We start from the raw sequence: 17,143 nt of genomic DNA, 5'->3' as shown, positions 1-17,143 counted from the left end.
ATCCATTAATCAGTCAGGGTTTTGGTGAGAAAATAACACTCATGTTCCACCGGATACTCTTTCAGCGTCATTTGCAGCTGATAGCCGAGCTTTTCGTAGAACGGCCGCGCCTGGAAGCTGAAGGTATCCAGGCGAGCGTAGCGACAGCCGCGCGCCTGCGCCTCGCGTTCGGCGGCGCGCATCAGCCGGCCGCCGAGGCCGCTGCCGCGTTGGGAGTCCGCCACCCACAGCCACTCGACGCTCAGCCAGTTGCCCCAGGTTTCGGCGGTCAGCCCGCCGATCACCGTGCCGGCCTCGTTGCGCGCATAGACGCTGAGCGGCTTGCGGTGACGGGCGTCGATATGCGGCAGGTTGAAAGCGCGCAGACCTTGCCTGATCGCATCAAGGGTGTGTTCGTCAATCGCGTCGGTAACGGTAATGTCCATGATTCCTCCTGGGTGATGGGTTAACTTAAGCACACTGCGGCCAAAAGGCAACCTGTTGAAATGTAATGCAAACGACCGCGCCAGCTGAGTGGGCTACACTAAACGGGTCATTTCACCCTCAGGAGGATGCCATGCCCCGATTGACTTTACTGGCCGCTTTGCTGCTGTGCAGCGGCCTGCTGCACGCCGCGCCGACGGTCAGCCAACTGCAGGACGGCCTGGAACACCCGTGGTCGCTGGCCTTCTTGCCGGCGGAACAAGGCCTGCTTATCACCGAACGGCCCGGCCGGCTGCGGCTATGGCAGCAGGGCAAAGGCCTGTCGCCGCCGATCGTCGGCGTGCCGCAGGTTTACGCCGAGGGGCAGGGCGGCCTGCTGGAGGTGTTGCCGGCCCCTGACTTCACCGCCAGCCGTCGGGTGTACCTCAGCTTCGCCGAACCGGGTGACGGCGGCAAAGCCGGCACGGCGGTCGGCTACGGCCGTTTGAGCGACGACGGCGCGCGGCTGGAAAACTTCAAGGTGATCTTCCGTCAACTGCCCAAGCTGTCGGTCGGCAATCATTTCGGCGGCAAGCTGGCGTTCGACAGGCAGGGCTACCTGTTTATCGCGCTGGGCGAAAACAACCAGCGTCCGACGGCGCAGGAGACCGACAAGCTGCAGGGCAAGCTGGTGCGGCTGACCGCCGAAGGCGCGGTGCCGCCGGACAATCCCTGGGTCGGTCAGGCCGGCAAACGGCCGGAGGTTTGGTCTTATGGCCATCGCAATCCGCAAGGGCTGGCGCTGAACCCGTGGAGCGGCGCGATCTGGGAACACGAGCACGGCCCGCGAGGCGGCGATGAGCTCAACATCCCGCTGCCGGGTAAAAACTACGGCTGGCCGCTGGCCACCTACGGCATCAACTATTCCGGCCAGCCGATCCCGGAGGCCAAGGGGGAACGGGTACCCGGCACCGAACAGCCGCTGCACTATTGGCGGGTTTCGCCCGGCCTCAGCGGCATGGCGTTCTATGACGGGCAGCGCTTCCCCGCCTGGCGGCACTCGCTGTTCATCGGCGCGCTGGCGCAAAAGGAGCTGATTCGCCTGACGTTGGAGGGTGACAAAGTGGTGGCGGAAGAGCGGCTGCTGGGCGATCGCGGCGAGCGCATTCGCGAGGTGCGCAGCGGGCCGGATGGCTACCTGTATCTGCTGACGGACGAGCGGGACGGCAAGCTGCTGAAAGTCGGGGCGTCGTAACGCCCCGTATCGATCAGGTGAGTTCGCTCATCACGCCGCGCTGATAGGCCGGGCGAGCGCGCAGCTGCTGATACCAGCGCTCCATGTTCGGCCGCGGGCGGCGGGCGATCGGCATCTCGAACCAGGCGTAGGCGAAGCTGCCGAGCGGAATATCGCCGAAGCCGAACGCGTCGCCGGAGAGGTAAGGCTGATGCGCCAGTGCCTGTTCAATGACGTCGAAGTGTTTTTCCAGTGTGGCGATCGCCGCTTCGATTTTCGCCATGTCGCGCAGCTCTGGCGCGGTGCGGATCAGGCCCCAAAAGACGATGGTGAAGGCCGGGACGATGGTCGAGGTGGTCCAGTCCATCCACTTCTCGGCGGCGGCGCGCGCCTGCAGATCTTGCGGATAGAACGTCGCGTCGCCGAATTTCGCCGCCAGGTAGCGCACGATGGTGTTGGACTCCCACAGCACGAAGTCATCGTCCTGCAGCAGTGGCACCAGGCCGTTCGGGTTCAGCGCGCGGTAGCTCTCTTCGTTCACCTTGCCGAACGCGCCGCCGGCGTTGATGTGGGTGTAGCTCAGCCCCAGTTCGGCGGCGCACCACAGCACCTTCCTGACGTTATTCGAATTCTCACGGCCCCAAATGGTCAGCATTGCGCAACTCCGTTAGTGAATTAAAGACCCTCTATACCTACGCCACAACGCGCTTTTTGTCACACCGCAGGGCACTTTTTGCCTGCCGATCAACGCTCCCAGCGGCACACTTCCCAGCCGTGCTCCGCCGCCAGCGCGCTCAGTTCGCTATCGGGGTTGATCACCGTGGCGCTGTCGACGAATTGCAGCATCGCCTTATCGTTGAGGGAGTCGCTGTAGCCGTGGCTGTGCTCGAACTTCAGGTGCGGATGCTGCGCCAGCCAGTGCTGCAGGCGGATCACCTTGCCCTGTTGGTAGGTCATGGTGCCGTAGGTGTTGCCGGTGAAGCGGCCGTCGCTGATTTCCACGCCGATCGCCAGCGCATCGTCGGCGCCGAGCTGTTCGGCGATCGGCGCCACCAGGTGTTCGCCGGTGGCGGAGATCACCAGGATGCAGTCGCCGCGTTCGCGGTGCCACTGCAGGCGTTCACGGGCGGCGGGATAGACGCGCGGCAGGATATCGCGGCGAATGTAGCGTTGCACCCAGCCGGCCACGGTTTGCACACTCAGGCCGGCCAGCGGCGCCAGCGTGGCCTGCATGTAGTCCTCCATCGACAGCTTGCCCTGATAATAGAGCTGCATCAGCTGCTGCTCCTGCAACTCCAGCTCAGCCGGCGCGAAGCCCTGGCTGACCAACCAGCGGATCCACAGGCTGGCGCTGTCATCGTCAATCAGGGTTTCATCCAGGTCGAATAAGGCTAAATCCATCAGTATTTCTCCGGCAGGCAGGGTATGAGGTCGTTTACAGGATAGCGGATAGCGCCCATCGCCAGCCAGCGGCGTCGGCGAAATTGCGCAGAGCATAAGAAACATTGATGACGGTTTTGCGACAGTTTGTTGAACGTTTGCATAACTTAGAACGCAACAATATTGGCCGCTCCGGCGAGCGCGGTGATAACTATGAGGCAAACGCAGCGACCCGCTGGAGAGAGACAATGTTGATTATTCGCCTGTATGGCGGCCCGATCGTGATTGGGGAAGAAGAGGAACCGCATGATGACGCACCTGACGACGCTGAAGACGCTGCCGCTGCTGGATCTTTCGCAGCTTGACGGCGATGCGCGCCGGCGGCGCGCCTTTCTTGACGATTTGCGCGCGGCGGCCCGCGACGTCGGCTTTTTCTATCTGCGCGGGCACGGCGTGGACGGCGCGCTGAATGCGCAGCTGCAGCAGGCCGCGCGGCAATTTTTCGCCCTGCCGGAAGCCGACAAGCTGGCGGTGCAGATGGTGCAATCGCCGCACTTTCGCGGTTACAACCGGGCGGCTGCGGAACTCACGCGCGGCCAGCCGGACTGGCGCGAGCAGTTCGATATCGGCGCCGAACGCCCGGCGCTGACGCTGTCTGATGACACCCCGCGCTGGGCGCGCCTGCAGGGGCCAAACCAGTGGCCGGCGGCACTGCCGACGCTGAAACCGCTGCTGCTGCAGTGGCAGCAGGCGATGACCGCCATGTCGCTGCGGCTGCTGCGCGCTTTCGCTTTGGCGCTGTCGCTGCCGGAGCAGGCTTTCGATCGCTTGTACGGCGATAAGCCCAACGAGCACATCAAACTGATTCGCTACCCGGGGCGGGACGCCACCGGCAGCGCACAGGGCGTCGGCGCGCACAAGGACTCCGGTTTTCTCAGCTTCCTGCTGCAGGACGAGCAAAAAGGGCTGCAGGTGGAGGTGAGTGAAGGGCGCTGGCTCGACGCCCAGCCGCGTGAAGACACCTTCGTGGTGAATATCGGCGAGCTGCTGGAGCTGGCGACCAACGGCTATCTGCGCGCCACGGTGCACCGGGTGGAGACGCCGCCGGCGGGGCGTGACAGGCTGTCGATCGCCTTCTTCCTCGGCGCGCGCTTGGACGCGGTGGTGCCGTTGTATCAACTGCCGCCGCCGCTGGCGGCGCAGGCGCGCGGCCCGGCCAGCGATCCGCTCAACCCGCTGCTGCGCGACGTGGGGTATAACTACCTGAAAGGCCGCATCCGTTCTCACCCCGATGTGGCTCAGCGCTTTTATCGGGACGTCATCGGCGTCTGAACATTAGGCACAAAAAAGCCCGGCGCGCCGGCCGGGCTGATGGCGATTGATTCGGGCGATTATTCCGCCAGCGCCTGCTGCAGATCGGCGATCAGATCTTCCACATCCTCAATCCCCACCGACAGGCGAACCAGCTGCGGCGTGATGCCGGTTGCCAGGCGCTGTTCCAGCGGAATAGAGGCGTGCGTCATGCTGAACGGCTGGCTGATCAGGCTTTCCACGCCGCCCAGGCTTTCCGCCAGGGTGAACAGGCGCGAGCGCTGGATGACCCGGCGCGCATAGGCGTCGTCGCCTTTCAGCCGCACCGAGATCATGCCGCCGAAGCGCGTCATCTGGCGCGCCGCCAGCGCGTGCTGCGGGTGGCTCGGCAGGCCGGGATAATAGACGTTTTCCACCTGCGGCTGGCTCTCCAGCCACTGGGCGATGCGCAGTGCGCTGTCGCTGTGGCGCTGCATGCGCAGGGCCAGGGTGCGGATGCCGCGCAGCGTCAGGAAGCTGCTGAACGGATCGAGAATGCCGCCGACCGCGTTTTGCAGGAAACCGAGCTGTTCCGCCAGCGCCGGGTTATCCCCCACCGCCGCGACGCCGGCCACCACGTCGGAGTGGCCATTGAGGTATTTGGTGGCGGAGTGCACCACCACGTCAAAGCCCAGATCCAGCGGACGCTGCAGATACGGCGAAGCGAAGGTGTTGTCCGCCACGCTGATAAGCCCATGCTTTTTGGCGATCGCGGCGATGGCGCTCAGATCCGCCAGCTTCAACAAGGGGTTGGTCGGGGTTTCCACCCAGATCATTTTGGTGTCCGGCTCGATCGCCTGTTCCAGTCCGGCGAGATCCGCCGGTGACACGTAGGTGACGCGCAGGCCGGCGGTGCGGCTGCGCACCTTTTCCAGCAGGCGATAGGTGCCGCCGTACAGGTCGTCCACCGCGATCAGGTGGCTGTCTTTATCGAGCAGCTCCAGCACCGTGGAGCAGGCCGCCAGGCCGGAGGCGAAGGCGTAGCCGCGGCTGCCGCCTTCCAGTTCGGCGATGGCACTTTCCAGCGCGGTACGCGTCGGGTTGGCGCTGCGGGAGTACTCGTAGCCGGTATGCTCGCCCGGCGCCGGTTGGGCGTAGGTGGAGGTGGCGTAAATCGCCGGCATCACGGCGCCGGTGGCGTCCGGGGTGTAACCGGCGTGAACGGTCAACGTATCAAACTTGGCCATAATGGGTCCTTATTAACGTAATTTTTGGCGCCAGGCGTTAAGCACGTCTGTGCGGGTAATCAGGCCGAGGAAGCGCTCGCCGTCGAGCACCACCGCGACGTGGCCATGGTTGAAGGTGGCCTGCAATTCGTCGTAGCCGGCTTCTTTTTGCAGCGTATGGACCCGCTTGGTCATTGCGCTGCCGGCCGGCAGGCTGAAGTGGGCGGCGTCGGCCTGGACGGCGTTCAGCAGATCCCACTCATCGATCAGGCCGACCACCCGATCGCCTTCCAGCACCGGCAACTGCGAGATGTCGTACAGCCGCATGCGGGCGTGCACGATCGCCAACGTGTCGTCCGGCGCGGCGGAGACGGCGGCGCCTTCGTCGTGGCGGTAGGCGATCAGATCGCGCAGATCGCCGTGCTGCGGCTTGCTCAGCAGGCCCTGTTCCAGCATCCAGTGGTCGTTATACATTTTAGACAGGTATTTGTTGCCGCTGTCGCAGACGAAGGTCACCACTCGTTTGGGTTCGGTCTGTGCGCGGCAGTAACGCAATGCGGCGGCCAGCAGGGTGCCGGTGGACGATCCCGCCAGCACGCCTTCCTTGCGCAGCAAATCGCGCGCGGTGGTGAAGGCTTCTGCGTCGCCGATGCGGTAAGCGTGGCGAACCTGGTCAAAGTCGCTGAGCGGCGGGACGAAGTCTTCGCCGATGCCTTCCACCAGCCAACTGCCCGCTTCGCCGATGCGGCCGTTGTCGAGATAGTCCGCCAGTATTGAACCCGCAGGGTCGGCCAGCACGAATTCCGTCTGCGGCGAAACGTCGGCGAAATAGCGGCTCAGCCCGCCCAGCGTGCCGCCGGAGCCGACGCCAACCACGATAGCGTCCACGTCATGCTCCATTTGCCGCCACAGTTCGGGGGCGGTGGTGGTGGTATGGGCCGCCGGGTTGGCCGGGTTGTTGAACTGATCGATATAAAAAGCGCCGGGGATCTCCCCGGCCAGGCGTTTGGCGTAATCCTGATAGTAAGCCGGATGCCCCTTGCCGACGTCCGAGCGGGTCAGCTGCACTTCCACGCCCAGCGCGCGCAGGTGGAAGATCTTCTCGCGGCTCATCTTGTCCGGCACCACCAGCAGCAGCTTATAGCCTTTCAGCGCCGCCACCAGCGCCAGCCCCAGGCCGGTATTGCCGGCGGTGGCTTCGATGATGGTGCCGCCCGGCTGCAGTTTGCCGTCGCGCTCGGCCTGTTCGATCATCGACAGCGCCACGCGGTCTTTGATCGAACCGCCGGGGTTTTGATTTTCCAGCTTGACGAACAGCCGGCACGGGCCGGTATCGAACTGGGTCAGTTCCAGCATCGGGGTATTGCCAATCATCTCGATGACGGAATGGGGGATCGCCATGACTCATCTCCAGGATTATTCGGTATAAAGGTCGTTATATGGATGATAGCGCTGAGGATAAGCGCTTTAAAAAGAACAAATAACGGTTCTATATGCCATTATGGAATATATTAATCTTTTTTGGACGTATGGAAGCGCAGATGTTTAGCGGTGCAGATGCTTGGCCGTGTAGCCGTGGGTGGGTGTAAAAGTGCGCACCGCGATGCTTTTTTGAACGATAAGCGGGGGCCTGCGTACAGTTATGTAAAAATGCTGAAAATTCACGCTAAACCCTGCAAAAATAAGATAAATCACATAAACTCACAGCAAGGGCATTTTCGGTGCGCTTCGTTACTCGTTACGGGCGCCGCAGGGGGTTGCGGCTGGCACGCGCGCACCGGGCCACTCTCGCTGGTTGGCTTAAAACGTGAACATGTTTAAAAGTTAACGCTATTTCAATGGTTTGAATGGACACTCTGGCGACGTCATGATGAAAAAAAACTTATCCACTTCCCTGAAAAAACTGACCTTCAGCGTAGGCATCCTGTTGCTGGCCACACCGGCCGTGTACGCGGCTGAACCGCCGGCGCCGCCGCAGGTAGACGCCAAGGCCTTCATTCTGATGGATTACAACAGCGGCAAGGTGCTGACCGAAGGTAATGCCGATACTCGCCTCGATCCCGCCAGCCTGACCAAGATCATGTCCAGCTACGTGATCGGCCAGGCGATCAAGGCCGGCAAGATCAAGCCGGAAGACATGGTCACCGTCGGCAAAGACGCCTGGGCGCCCGGTAACCCGGCGCTGCGCGGCTCTTCGTTGATGTTTATCAAGCCGGGCGATCAGGTGCCGGTGATGGAACTGAATAAGGGCATCGTGATCCAGTCGGGTAACGACGCCAGCATCGCGTTGGCGGACTACGTGGCGGGCAGCCAGGATTCGTTCGTCGGCCTGATGAACAACTACGCCAAATCCCTGGGGCTGCAGAATACCCACTTCCTGACGGTGCACGGCCTGGATGCGGAAGGGCAGTACAGCACCGCGCGCGACATGGCGCTGCTGAGCCAGGCGCTGATCCGCGACGTGCCGGACGAATACGCGCTGCATAAAGAAAAAGAGTTCACCTTTAACAAGATCCGCCAGATTAACCGTAATCGCCTGCTGTGGAGCAGCAACCTGAACGTCGACGGTATCAAGACCGGTTACACCAGCGGCGCCGGTCATAACCTGGTGGCGTCCGCCACCGACGGCCCGATGCGCCTGATCTCGGTGGTGCTGGGCGCGCCGAGCGATCGCGTGCGCTTCAGCGAAAGCGAAAAGTTGCTGACCTGGGGCTTCCGCTTTTATGAAACCGCGACGCCGATCAAGGCCGATAAACCGTTCGTCACCCAGAAAGTGTGGTTCGGCGACGTCAGCGAAGTGCCGCTTGGCGTGGCGAAAGACGCCTCGGTCACCATTCCGAAAGGGCAGATGAAAAACCTGAAGGCCAGCTACAAGCTGACCCAGCCGACGCTGGAAGCGCCGCTGGCGAAAAATCAGGTGGTCGGCACCATCGATTTCCAACTGGACGGCAAGACCATCGAGCAGCACCCGCTGGTGGTGATGCAAGAGGTAAAAGAGGGCAACTTCTTCAGCCGCATCTGGGATATGGTGATGATGAAGCTGAGCCAGTGGTTCGGCGGGATCTTCGGCTGAATGCCCTGATGTGAGGAGCGCGCCCCGGGCGCACGATCCTCGACCAAGCCGCAACGGAGACGTTGCGGCTTTTTTTTCGCGAGTATCTGGGACGCGGTGATTAAAAGTAGTCCACCAGCATGGTGGCACCGCTGGTGAAATCGCCTTCCGCCAGGGTGACGGCGCTGTTTTTCACCGGCACCGCATCAAGCGTCGGCGGATTGGCGTAGTCGATGTTCAGCGGCGTATTGATGGCGAAGGCCTTACCGTTGGCCAACAGCTTGATGCCCAATCCATTGACGCTGCTGGTTAACACGCTGCCGTCGAAGGCCGCCGCGCCGCCCATGATCTTCATTTTCAGCTGGCGGCTGTTGTCCAGAAACTCGCATTTGATGCTGTAATCGATGCGTTGCATATAGCGATTGCCGTCGATGCGCTTGATACCGACCTTGCCGAAGTCGATATCGATGGTGCGCCCGTCGTTGATCACGCAAGGCGGAGGCGCCACCACGGTGGCGGTGATGTTGACCTTGGTACCCTGATCGGCGGCCTGAACGGCGGCGCTGATCAGACTCAGCGCCCACAGCAGAGCGCAGCGCGTTTTTCTCGTCATGTTCATTTTGGCTCCCGTCTCAAGGTGCGCTGAAGATCAGCGTGGCCGAACCCGACAGCGGGCCGGTGGCGATGCTGGTGTAAGGGACATTGTTCTTCACCGGCACAAAGGTCACGGTATCGTTGCCCAAGCCGTTGACGATGCGCGTTCTGAAGGCGTTGTTGGGCTTTACCACCGCGCCGTTGTACACCATCGCCACGCCGACGTTAGGGTTGCTGGTCTTGATAAAATCGCTGGAGAAGCCGCTGGCGTCGCTGACCATGCGGATCAGAATATCCTGCGTCGCGCTCTGGTCGTCGCATTGGTAGCTGAGCGCCTTGTCCTGTTTTATCTGGGCATCGCTGGCGCTTTGAGTCAGAAAGTCCTGACGGATCTGGCCGAAGTCGACGTTAATCTGCTGGCCGTTGTTGATGGTGCAACTGGTGGTGACGAAGTAAGCGTCATTGTCGGCGATCAGGCGCCAGCGATAAACGCCGCACTGCGGGCAACCCGGCTGATCGTTGGTCTGAATAAAGTTGATTTGGCCGATGACGTCGCCCTTGTTCACCTTGATGTCCGGCGTTGGGAAACGGTTCAACACGATATAGACCCGGATGGCGACCGACTGGGTCTGTAACCCGGTAAGACTGAGTACGCTGATACCTGATGGCACCGGAGAGTTGTAATCGGTGCCGTTGATGGTGGTACCGCTGCCGATGGCGCCAAAAATCGCACTGTTCATCGACAGCGCCGGACTGTCGGTTTTGAGATAGTCATACCAGCTCGCGACGTCGTTTTTACAGGTGACCTGGCTGACGTTGACGATTTCGTTTTTGCCATAAGAAAGCTGTGGCCCGATGCGTACCCGGACGTCAACCGGCGTGGTCGAGCCCCCGGGTGGAATCAGTCCGCCATCGGACGTACGGCAGGTAAACGCATTGGCGTTGCCAATCAGCATGAAGAAAGATAATGCCAGGCAGCAACGTAAAAATAGCAGGGCTGTTTTTCTCACGATAATATCCCAATATATATAAATAGTGTGCGGCATTACTCCGCAATGAAATATTGCCAATCAGGCCGGTTGGCCATATTCATTTCGTTAAAGGGGAGTGGGGGGCAATTCTGTTGGGTATGCCGTCGTTATCACCGTTCAGCAACGCGGTGGGATACCACCTCAACGAGTTGTTGATAGAGCCGTCCGTCACAATCACTTTTTGTCGGGCGACAAGATCCAACAACAGCCGCCGAGCCCGGTAAACACCGACGTTGACAGCATTGGCCAGTTGCCGCGTCGATAGCCATTGCCGCGGTGGCGGCAACCCGGCGACGGGGCACTTACGGGGCGACTGTGCGAATAATGTTTGCAGCAGATCGTGCTGCAATTGCCGTATTTCCTTTTGTTTCGGGGATAACGCATCCATAGCACTTCCTCTGTATTCCGATTGCCGTATTCCTAAGAAAAAACAAACTTTCGCTGCCTACCAACAACGAGGTAAAACGCGAACAAAGAAAATTCCTATCTATTTATCAGGATTGAAAAAAAAGGCGTTGCCCGCCCCGTTTTTGCCTATGCCAAGGCAGGGGTGGCGTCACGCTGAAACCTAAAATTTTGGTTTATTATATTCACAAAGCGCCACTTTGCGATCTGATTACTTGTGAATCACAGAAAAACAGGATATTGCTCTATAAAAGCATCTTTTACGATCTATGAGCCTAAAAATAACAGTAAATTAACTTCAATTAGGAAATAAATTGCGAATGTTCGCCTTGATCAAAAAAAGCCTTTTTTTGCTGAGAGGCATTTGCCAGAATATTCATCGCCGAACAAGAAGGACGGATTAGAAAGTATTGGCCTCTGCTTGTTGTGATTTCGTTTATTTTCACATGATGAATTCATTAATGGGTGGGCCGCTGCGGACTTGCCGTTATCGACATGTTTATTGTCGGTGTCTTTGGGTTTTGGCAGTTAACCAACCAGCAAGATGCTAAAGGATCAGGGCTGCGCATATATAAGCGCGAGCAGGTTTCCTGTCGCTCTTTTTCTTGATTGGAATATGCATTTTTTCTTATAAGGAATATAGGTTCTATGAAACTTAACAAAATCATGATGGCTGCAGTGATTGCATTTGGCGCAAGTTCTTTTGCACAGGCAGCCGATCAGGGACACGGTAAGGTCACCTTCACGGGCTCTATTATTGATGCGCCATGCTCTATTGCGCCCGAGTCGATCGATCAGACCGTCGATCTGGGCCAGGTTTCCAACGTGGCGTTGAAAAACGGCGGCAAATCCAACCCGCGTCCGTTTGAAATCAAACTGGAGCAGTGTGATATCACCACGCTGAAAACCGTTAAAACCACCTTCAGCGGCGTAGCATCGTCCACCGACAAGGATCTGTTGGGTATCGCGGGCACTGCCAGCGGCGCCGGCGTAGCCATCTCTTACAATGGCCAGCCGATCAAACTGGGTGAAGCGACTACCGCGCAGACCCTGAACACCGGTAACAACACCCTGCATTTCGCCGCCTACCTGCAGGGCGAAGGCGCTTCCGCCGCCATCGTTCCGGGCGATTTCACTGCCGTAGCCGATTTCACCCTGGCTTATCAGTAAGTGAGCCCGAAGGCTTAATCAACCAGGCATGGGGTTCGCCGCATGCCTGGTGAATCTCCCTGTCAAAGGAATGTCGCGATGTTTTTACCAAGGAATCGAGCGGGTGCCGTTCTTTTGGCGTCGTTGGCGTTTGCGCCTGGCTATGCAATTTCCGCCGCGCAGGGGTGGGGCAAAGTCAACATGCACGGCGCCATTATCGACACTGCCTGCGCCATTGCTGCCGGCAGCCGCGATCAGACGATCGATATGGACACTATTCCTCTCGGGCAGATCATTCGTGACGGCCAGGGGATGACCAAACCTTTCAGTATCGAATTGGTCAATTGCATTTTGGAACGGCCGGAAAACAAGCCTGACTGGAAATTCTTTCAGGTCACGTTTGATGGTTATGCGGAAGGCGCTCTGTTTGGCGTACAGGGCGATGCGCGCGGCGTTGCATTGGAGATAAAAGACAGCAGCGGCACGGCGGTTATTCCAGGGAAACCTTTGCCGATGGAGGGAATAATACCGGGGAACCGAGTGCTGAATTATTCCATGACGTTGATGCCGAATCACCAGCCGTTGAAGGTGGGAGCGTATTTTTCCACAGTGCGTTTTAAGCTGGATTATTTTTGATTTTTTCTCGTACTGACGGTTAATTCGTTATTGAAAGGACTTTATTATGCTTTCACCGGCAGGGAAGTTATTTCGTCTTCAAGCCTTGGGGCTTTGCGTTGCCCTTTCTCTGGGAAATCCAATCGCGTTGGTCTATGCCGCCGACGTTATTCAATTCAATACCGACGTATTGGACATCAACGATCGCAAAAATATCGATCTGAGCCAATTCACGCGCAGCGGCTACATCATGCCGGGCGTTTATACCATGGTGGTGCACGTCAATAAGAACGATCTGCCGGAACAACCGGTGACGTTTATGGCGCCCGAGAACGATCCTAAAGGCAGCGAAGCCTGTCTTTCGCCGGAATTGGTCAACCAACTGGGGCTGAAAGAAAAACTGTTAAGCACGCTGAACTGGACGCACGGCGGCCGTTGCCTTGACGCCTCCAGTCTGGCGGGGATGGAAGCCCGCGGCGATCTTGCCAGCTCTTCACTGTATCTGAACATTCCTCAGGCCTATCTGGAATACAGCTCGGAAAACTGGGACCCGCCATCGCGCTGGGATGACGGTATTCCTGGGCTGCTGTTTGACTATAACGTCAACGCCCAAACGCAAAAACATCAGAAAGGCGGCAGCAGTTACAGCCTGAGCGGCAACGGCACCGGCGGCGCCAACCTGGGCGCCTGGCGTCTGCGCGCCGACTGGCAGGCCAACCTCAACCATCAGACCGGCTCTTCTCAGCCGACCGACAAACAGTTCGACTGGAGCCGCTATTACGCCTACCGGGCGATCCCGGCGCTGCGTTCGCGGCTGACGATGGGTGAGGATTACCTGAACTCCGACATTTTCGACAGCCTGCGCTTTACCGGCGTCAGTCTGCGATCCGACGACAGCATGTTGCCGCCCAACCTGCGCGGCTATGCGCCGGAAGTGACCGGCGTGGCGAAAACCAACGCCAAGGTGGTGGTCAGCCAGCAGGGGCGCGTGCTGTATGAAACGCAGGTGGCGGCGGGACCGTTCCGCATTCAGGACATCAACGATGCGGTTTCCGGCGAGCTGGACGTGCGCGTCGAAGAGCAAGACGGCAGCGTGCAGGAGTTCAAGATGAACACCGCCAACATCCCTTATCTGACGCGGCCGGGTACGGTGCGTTACAAGCTGGCGACGGGCAAGCCATCGGAGTGGGGGCACCATCTGCGCGGGCCGATGTTCGGCACCGGTGAGTTTTCCTGGGGGATCAGCAACGGCTGGTCGCTGTACGGCGGGGGCATCGCCGGCGGCGATTACAACGCGCTGTCGCTGGGGATCGGGCGCGATCTGATGGCGCTGGGGGCGCTGTCGTTCGATGCCACGCAGTCGCGTGCGCGTTTGCCGCAGGATGGCACGCTGACCGGTGGTTCGTACCGGCTGAGCTATTCGAAGAACTTCGATGAATACGACAGCCAGGTCACCTTCGCCGGTTACCGCTTCTCCCAGGAAGATTTCATGAGCATGGGCGACTACCTGGATGCGCGTTACGAAGGGGGACGCAGCGGCAAGAGCAAGGAGATGTACACCATCACCTTCAACAAGCAGTTCCGCGATCTGGGGCTGAGCACCTATCTCAACTACAGCCACCAAACCTACTGGGATCGGGCGCCGAACGATCGTTACAACCTGATGGTATCGCGCTACTTCGACATTGGCGATTTCAAGAACGTCAGCGTGTCGCTGTCGGCCTATCGCAACCGATACAACGAGCGCAACGACGACGGGATGTATCTGTCGCTGTCGCTGCCCTGGGGCAGTGCAGGCACGCTCAGTTACAACATGACGCTCGATCGCGAAGAGAACGCTCATCGGGTCGGGTATTACAACCGGGTCGATGAACACAACAACTATCAGATCAGCGCCGGCGCCGCACGCAGCGGAGCGACGGCCAGCGGTTATTACAGCCATCAGGGCGACATGGCGCAGATCAACGCCAACGCCAGCTACCAGGCCGGCCGCTACAGCGCCGTTGGCATCGGCGCGCAGGGCGGCCTGACGATGGCGGCGGAAGGGGCGGTGCTGCACCGCGTCAATACGCCGGGCGGTACGCGCTTGCTGCTCGATACCGAAGGCGTCGCCGGTGTACCGGTGCGTGGCTACGGCAGTACGGTGCTGACCAACCGTTACGGCAAGGCAGTGGTGGCGGATGTAAATAGCTACTACCGCAACAAGGCCAGCATCGATCTCAACAGCCTGAGCGACAACGTCGAGGCGACGCGTTCCGTGGTGCAGGCCACGTTGACCGAGGGGGCCATCGGCTACCGCAAGTTTGAGGTGATCGCCGGCGAGAAGGCGATGGCGATCGTCAAGCTGGCGGACGGCAGCGAGCCGCCGTTCGGCGCCACGGTGCTGAATGCCCGCAAACAGGAGACCGGCATCATCAATGATGGCGGCAGCGTTTATCTGTCCGGCCTCAACCCCGGCGAGCGCATGAGCGTGCACTGGAACGGCGCGGCGCAGTGTGAAATTCAGCTGCCGGCGCCGCTGCCGGCCGAAATGTTGATGAACACGTTGCTGCTGCCTTGCCGTCCTCTTGCCGGCGACAAGCCGGCGGCTGACGCCAACTGACATACACCCGGCGGAGCCCGCTCCGCCGCTAAACCGCCGGGGCGGGCTCGTCCGCTTCCGGCCGACTGGAACCGTGAAGACATGATGAATCTGACTATGACCAGAAAGACCGTTTTCCTTGTGGGCCCGCTCGCCGCCGCGTTGACGATCGGCGCGGTCAGCCTGCCCGCCCATGCGGCCATCGCGCTGGATCGCACGCGTGTGATTTTCGACGGCGACCTGAAAACGGTCAGTCTTAACATCAGTAACCAGAACAAACAGTTGCCGTATCTGGCGCAGGGATGGATCGAAGACGATCGCGGCAACAAGATCCAAAGCCCTTTCACCGTGTTGCCGCCGGTGCAGCGGGTGGAACCGGGCAAACCGAGCCAGGTGAAGATCCAGTCGCTGCCGGCGGCGCGTCAGCTGCCGCAGGATCGGGAGACGCTGTATTACTTCAACCTGCGCGAGATCCCGCCGCGCAGCAATAAGCCGAACACGCTGCAGATAGCGCTGCAGACGCGCATCAAAATGTTTTATCGCCCGGCGGCGCTCGCCCCGAAGAAGAACGCGGCGCCGTGGCAGGAGCAGCTGACGCTGACCCGGCAGGGCGACAAGTACGTGGTGAACAACCCGACCCCGTATTACGTGACGATCGTTGAGGCGAGCGCCGGTAAGGGCGGGAAAGGGGCGGCGGGCTTCGAACCGTTGATGGTGGCGCCGAAGGCCAGCGCCCCGCTGAACGTCTCCGCCGCGAGCCTCGGCAACGGTCCGTCGCTGGCATACATCAACGATTACGGTGGGCGGCCGCAGTTGAACTTCCGCTGCGCCGGCAATGCCTGCCAGGTCGTGCCGGTCGCCAAATGACGAGCCGCGCGCAGGCAGGGAAGACAGAGTGAACACAGCGGAGTGAACGAATCATGCAACGAAAGATCCCCATGCTGTTGGGAAAGGCCTATGAACGTCATCAGCGACGCACTATCGGCCTGACGGTGTTGGCCGCGCTGATGGTACCGCTGACGGCGGGCACGCTGCTGATGCTGATGCCGCCGGCCCGCGCGGTGGACAACTGGGACGTGGAGGGGGCGAACGGCACGCTCCACGTCTACGGCGCGTTGACGGAAAGCGCCTGCAGTCTGGAAATGACCACCGCTCGTCAGGAAGTGTGGCTGGGGGAGACAGGAACGGCGCACTTCCAGCGCCCGGGCGATCGCGGCACGCCGGTGGCGTTTGAGCTGACGCTGAAAGACTGTCTGCGGGCGCCGGCGAGCAACCGCGACGCCTGGACCGGGGTTCTGGCCTGGAGCGGCAGCCAGCCTGCGGTGTCGGTGGCGTTTGCCGCGCCGGCGGATGACGACGCGCCGGGTTTGGTCAGGGTCGCCGGCGTTACCGGCTTGGGGTTGCAGTTGGCGGATGCCAGCGGCCTGCCGGTGCGCCTCGGCGCGCGTAACAAACCGATCTTGTTAACGCCGGGACAAAACACCCTGACGTATACGGTGACGCCGGTGCGCACCCCGGCGACGCTGAGCGCCGGCGCCTACCGTGCGGCGATCGATTTCCGCCTTTATTACGACTAATACGCCGCTTGCGTCGGACCGGCGCAAGCCTAATCAAAGGGAGTGGCGTCATGCGCGCGACAAAGACGAACCGGCGCCGGAGCGCGCTGTTGGGGGCAGGCATGGCCATGGCGGCCGGCATGATGGCGCAGCCGGCGGCTGCGGCGGAAAACATGCGCTTCCACGGTACGCTGGTGGCAGAGCCGTGCGTCATTCAGCCGGGAGATGAGGATATCCAACTGGATTTCGGCACCATCGTCGACAAATACCTGTATCTGAATACCCGCACCCATAGCCAAACCTTCGCGTTGCACCTGACCGAGTGCGATCTCAGCCTGGGCAATACGGTGGCCATCACATTTACCGGCACCGAGAACGCCAAACTGCCCGGCCTGTTGGCGCTGGATGCCGGCAGCCTGGCCTCGGGGATCGGCATCGGGCTGGAGGACAGCACCGGCAAGGCGCTGCCGCTCAATCGCGCCAGCGATAAGTTCCGCCTGAATGCCGGCAACACCACGCTCACGCTGCAAGCCTATGTGCAGGGGGAGCCGGAGGCCATCCAAACGAAGTCCATCGGCCGCGGCACCTTCAGCGCGGTGGCCACTTTTACGTTGGAATACGAATAAGC

Annotated in this window: 18 protein-coding genes; 10 read left to right on the top strand and 8 right to left on the bottom strand. The window is 60.4% G+C overall.

Annotated features, from left to right (window positions below):
- Positions 1-5: 5 nt before the first annotated feature.
- Positions 6-425: a GNAT family N-acetyltransferase gene (locus ACYF6X_RS12405; RefSeq protein WP_130017497.1), complete on the bottom strand. Its 420-nt coding sequence runs from the start codon at positions 423-425 to the stop codon at positions 6-8.
- Positions 426-556: 131 nt separating this feature from the next.
- Here ACYF6X_RS12405 and ACYF6X_RS12400 point away from each other — a divergent pair, with 131 nt between their 5' ends.
- Positions 557-1,657, top strand: a complete 1,101-nt coding sequence (locus ACYF6X_RS12400) for a PQQ-dependent sugar dehydrogenase (RefSeq protein WP_130017498.1) — start codon at positions 557-559, stop codon at positions 1,655-1,657.
- 13 nt (positions 1,658-1,670) lie between these two features.
- On the opposite strand, the gene ACYF6X_RS12395 is transcribed toward ACYF6X_RS12400, so the two are convergent.
- Together ACYF6X_RS12395 and ACYF6X_RS12390 are read right to left on the bottom strand one after the other, a co-directional pair.
- Complete coding sequence (locus tag ACYF6X_RS12395) at positions 1,671-2,291, bottom strand: glutathione S-transferase family protein (RefSeq protein ID WP_060426578.1); 621 nt, start codon at positions 2,289-2,291, stop codon at positions 1,671-1,673.
- Between the two features lie 89 nt (positions 2,292-2,380).
- The gene (locus ACYF6X_RS12390) at positions 2,381-3,037 is read right to left on the bottom strand and encodes an HAD family hydrolase (RefSeq protein WP_130017499.1); all 657 of its coding nucleotides are present in this window, start codon (positions 3,035-3,037) and stop codon (positions 2,381-2,383) included.
- Positions 3,038-3,144: 107 nt separating this feature from the next.
- Here ACYF6X_RS12390 and ACYF6X_RS12385 point away from each other — a divergent pair, with 107 nt between their 5' ends.
- Both ACYF6X_RS12385 and ACYF6X_RS12380 read left to right on the top strand, forming a co-directional pair.
- Positions 3,145-3,381, top strand: coding sequence for a hypothetical protein (locus ACYF6X_RS12385; RefSeq protein WP_107227677.1), 237 nt, complete (start codon positions 3,145-3,147; stop codon positions 3,379-3,381).
- A complete protein-coding gene (locus ACYF6X_RS12380; protein WP_130017514.1) occupies positions 3,326-4,348 on the top strand; it encodes an isopenicillin N synthase family dioxygenase in 1,023 nt (340 codons plus the stop codon). Before ACYF6X_RS12385 ends, ACYF6X_RS12380 begins: the two co-directional genes overlap by 56 nt.
- A 59-nt stretch (positions 4,349-4,407) precedes the next feature.
- Here ACYF6X_RS12380 and ACYF6X_RS12375 read toward each other — a convergent pair whose 3' ends face one another.
- Both ACYF6X_RS12375 and ACYF6X_RS12370 read right to left on the bottom strand, forming a co-directional pair.
- On the bottom strand, positions 4,408-5,553 hold the full coding sequence (locus ACYF6X_RS12375; RefSeq protein WP_063989359.1) for a trans-sulfuration enzyme family protein: 1,146 nt from the start codon (positions 5,551-5,553) through the stop codon (positions 4,408-4,410).
- 12 nt (positions 5,554-5,565) lie between these two features.
- On the bottom strand, positions 5,566-6,933 hold the full coding sequence (locus ACYF6X_RS12370) for a pyridoxal-phosphate dependent enzyme (protein WP_130017500.1): 1,368 nt from the start codon (positions 6,931-6,933) through the stop codon (positions 5,566-5,568).
- A 466-nt stretch (positions 6,934-7,399) separates the two neighbouring features.
- Between ACYF6X_RS12370 and ACYF6X_RS12365 the strand changes: the two genes are divergently transcribed.
- On the top strand, positions 7,400-8,605 hold the full coding sequence (locus ACYF6X_RS12365; RefSeq protein ID WP_107227680.1) for a serine hydrolase: 1,206 nt from the start codon (positions 7,400-7,402) through the stop codon (positions 8,603-8,605).
- A 100-nt stretch (positions 8,606-8,705) separates the two neighbouring features.
- On the opposite strand, the gene ACYF6X_RS12360 is transcribed toward ACYF6X_RS12365, so the two are convergent.
- The 3 genes from ACYF6X_RS12360 to ACYF6X_RS12350 form a co-directional block, all read right to left on the bottom strand.
- On the bottom strand, positions 8,706-9,197 hold the full coding sequence (locus tag ACYF6X_RS12360; protein ID WP_242512531.1) for a fimbrial protein: 492 nt from the start codon (positions 9,195-9,197) through the stop codon (positions 8,706-8,708).
- Between the two features lie 19 nt (positions 9,198-9,216).
- Positions 9,217-10,134 (bottom strand): fimbrial protein, encoded by a 918-nt coding sequence (locus ACYF6X_RS12355; RefSeq protein WP_074181182.1) that lies wholly within the window; start codon positions 10,132-10,134, stop codon positions 9,217-9,219.
- Positions 10,135-10,267: 133 nt separating this feature from the next.
- Positions 10,268-10,597: a hypothetical protein gene (locus tag ACYF6X_RS12350; protein ID WP_063989363.1), complete on the bottom strand. Its 330-nt coding sequence runs from the start codon at positions 10,595-10,597 to the stop codon at positions 10,268-10,270.
- Positions 10,598-11,262: 665 nt separating this feature from the next.
- On the opposite strand from ACYF6X_RS12350, the gene ACYF6X_RS12345 reads away from it, so the two are divergent.
- The 6 genes from ACYF6X_RS12345 (at position 11,263) to ACYF6X_RS12320 (ending at position 17,141) form a co-directional block, all read left to right on the top strand.
- On the top strand, positions 11,263-11,784 hold the full coding sequence (locus ACYF6X_RS12345) for a fimbrial protein (RefSeq protein WP_025302212.1): 522 nt from the start codon (positions 11,263-11,265) through the stop codon (positions 11,782-11,784).
- 78 nt (positions 11,785-11,862) lie between these two features.
- Positions 11,863-12,399, top strand: coding sequence for a fimbrial protein (locus ACYF6X_RS12340; RefSeq protein ID WP_060421578.1), 537 nt, complete (start codon positions 11,863-11,865; stop codon positions 12,397-12,399).
- Positions 12,400-12,445: 46 nt separating this feature from the next.
- On the top strand, positions 12,446-14,980 hold the full coding sequence (locus tag ACYF6X_RS12335; protein ID WP_049234301.1) for an outer membrane usher protein: 2,535 nt from the start codon (positions 12,446-12,448) through the stop codon (positions 14,978-14,980).
- 81 nt (positions 14,981-15,061) lie between these two features.
- Positions 15,062-15,826 carry a fimbria/pilus periplasmic chaperone gene (locus tag ACYF6X_RS12330; protein ID WP_048321394.1) on the top strand — a complete coding sequence of 255 codons (765 nt, stop codon included), beginning with the start codon at positions 15,062-15,064 and terminating at the stop codon, positions 15,824-15,826.
- Between the two features lie 71 nt (positions 15,827-15,897).
- Complete coding sequence (locus tag ACYF6X_RS12325) at positions 15,898-16,536, top strand: fimbrial protein (protein WP_107227684.1); 639 nt, start codon at positions 15,898-15,900, stop codon at positions 16,534-16,536.
- 50 nt (positions 16,537-16,586) lie between these two features.
- Entirely contained in the window at positions 16,587-17,141 is a 555-nt protein-coding gene (locus tag ACYF6X_RS12320) for a fimbrial protein (RefSeq protein WP_130017501.1), read from the top strand.
- Positions 17,142-17,143: the final 2 nt, after the last annotated feature.

This window comes from Serratia sp. ID 25-353, assembly GCF_054792795.1.
The sequence above is the reverse complement of the archived record's forward strand: the minus strand, read 5'-3'. Positions and strand labels throughout refer to the sequence as shown.